Source organism: Caldimonas caldifontis, from assembly GCF_002930615.1.
In the GTDB taxonomy this organism is placed as follows: Bacteria; Pseudomonadota; Gammaproteobacteria; order Burkholderiales; family Burkholderiaceae_C; genus Caldimonas; species Caldimonas caldifontis.
Genome location: NZ_PSNX01000025.1, coordinates 1 through 1,787 on the forward strand (window position 1 = coordinate 1; position 1,787 = coordinate 1,787).

General features: G+C 64.5%; 2 protein-coding genes. Both read right to left on the reverse strand.

Going from position 1 to position 1,787, the window contains the following annotated elements:
• On the reverse strand, positions 1-1,013 hold a 1,013-nt coding region (locus tag C1704_RS17925), incomplete at its 3' end, for a cache domain-containing protein (RefSeq protein ID WP_211286964.1).
• Between the two features lie 30 nt (positions 1,014-1,043).
• Positions 1,044-1,565, reverse strand: a complete 522-nt coding sequence (locus C1704_RS17295; protein ID WP_104303987.1) for a chemotaxis protein CheW — start codon at positions 1,563-1,565, stop codon at positions 1,044-1,046.
• Positions 1,566-1,787 lie beyond the last annotated feature (222 nt).

A 1,787-nucleotide genomic window follows, 5' to 3' on the forward strand; every position in this document is an offset into this window, starting at 1 on the left:
GAGGAGGCGGAGGAGGCGAGCTGGTTGGCCTGGCGAGCGGCGTCGGCGGACTGCTTGACGGTGCCGGTGAGCTGCTCCATGGAGGAAGCGGTCTGCTGCAGCGAGGAGGCGGCCTGCTCGGTGCGTGAGCTCAGGTCCTGGTTGCCCGTGGCAATCTCGGTCGAAGCGGTGCTGATGCTGTCGGTGGAGGCGCGCACCTGGGACACCAGGGTGCGCAACGAACCCACCATGGCCTTCAAGCCAGCCATCAGGCTGCCCGCAGGTGGTTGACCCAGGTCCACGGCCAGGTTGCCGCGAGACACTTCTTCCATGGCCTGCATGGCTGCGGCAGGATCCCCACCCAGTTGGCGATGGACGCTTCGTGCAATGACCACGCCGGCCGCACCGATGGCGGTCAGGACGGCCAGACCAAGGAGCAGGGTTTCGACCAGGGCTGACCGCACCAGGGCGTTCACATCGTCCATGTACAGCCCGGAGCCCACGAGCCAGTTCCAGGGTTTGAACTCCATCACGTACTGCAGCTTGGGCACGGGCACGTCGCTGCCAGGCCGGGGGAAGTCGGTATCGACGAAGGCGCGACCATCGGGGCTGGCTCTCAGGGCGGCCACGATGTTCTTCAGCGTGTAGCGCCCTTTGCCGTCCTTGAGCGTTTCGGTTTTGTTCTGTCCGGCCCACTCGGGCCGGACGGGGTGCATCACGCTGACCCCGTCCATTGACCAGATGTAGAAGTACTCGGCGCGACCGTCTGCTCCACCAAAGCGGGAAACGCGAACAGCTTCCTTTGCAGCCTTTTCGGCCTCTTCCATGGTCATTTCACCGGCCACGGCCTTGGCGTGAAAGCCGGCCACGATCGCATGCATCGACTCCACGGCCGACTTGAGCATGTCCTGGCGTCCCGCTTCGATGCGCTGCTGGGTCTGGACGATGCTCAGACCGACCATGAGGAGCAAACCGCCCAGGGCGATACCGATCAGCAAGCCGATCTTCTGGGTGAATCGCAGTTTGGCAAGCATGAATGACTTTCGATGTTTCTGTGAATGGGTTTACTCGCTGCCCACACCTGCCAGCCCCATGCTGGGCGACAGGATCAGGCTCTCGATGTCGAGCAGGATCAGCATGCGATCGCCGACCTGGCCCAGACCGGTGATGTAGCGGGCGTCGATGGCCGCGGACATTTCCGGCGCGGGACGGATGGCATCGGTGGCCAGCTCCATCACGTCGCTGACGGCGTCCACCACGATGCCCACGACGCGTTGGCCAAGGTGCAGGATGATGGAGACCGTGAAGCCGTTGTATTCGACCTTCTCGCAACCGAAGCGCATGCGCATGTCCACGATGGGGACGATCACGCCGCGCAGGTTGACCACTCCTTTGAGGTAGGCCGGCGAGTTGGCGATGTGGGTGGGCTCTTCGTAGCCTCGGATTTCCTGAACCTTCAGGATGTCAATGCCGTATTCCTCGCCGCCGAGGCGGAAGGTCAGGTATTCCTTGGTCAGGCCGCCTTGCTGGCGAGTGGCGCCGGCACGTGCGGAAGGTGCCTGCAATGCGGAAGGGGGATGCATCATGCCCATGGTGGCTCCTGGCTGGGTGTCTGCTCTGTCATCGGCCGTCCTGGGGCCGACTTGAGGGCTGGCGGGGGCTGGCTTGGATCGAGGGTGTGTCTGGCGTCACGGACTCGCTGCTCACGCGGCTGCGCTGTGGCTGTGGAGCTTGAACGTCCCCACCACACTGGCCAGGCGCTGAGCCTGCTCACGCAGGGACTCGGCGGCGGCGGCCGACTCCTCGAC

What these genes read in the sequence shown, in the direction of transcription:
- C1704_RS17295 (WP_104303987.1), bottom strand. Translation starts at nt 1,565, where the DNA reads ATGATGCATCCCCCTTCCGCATTGCAGGCACCTTCCGCACGTGCCGGC.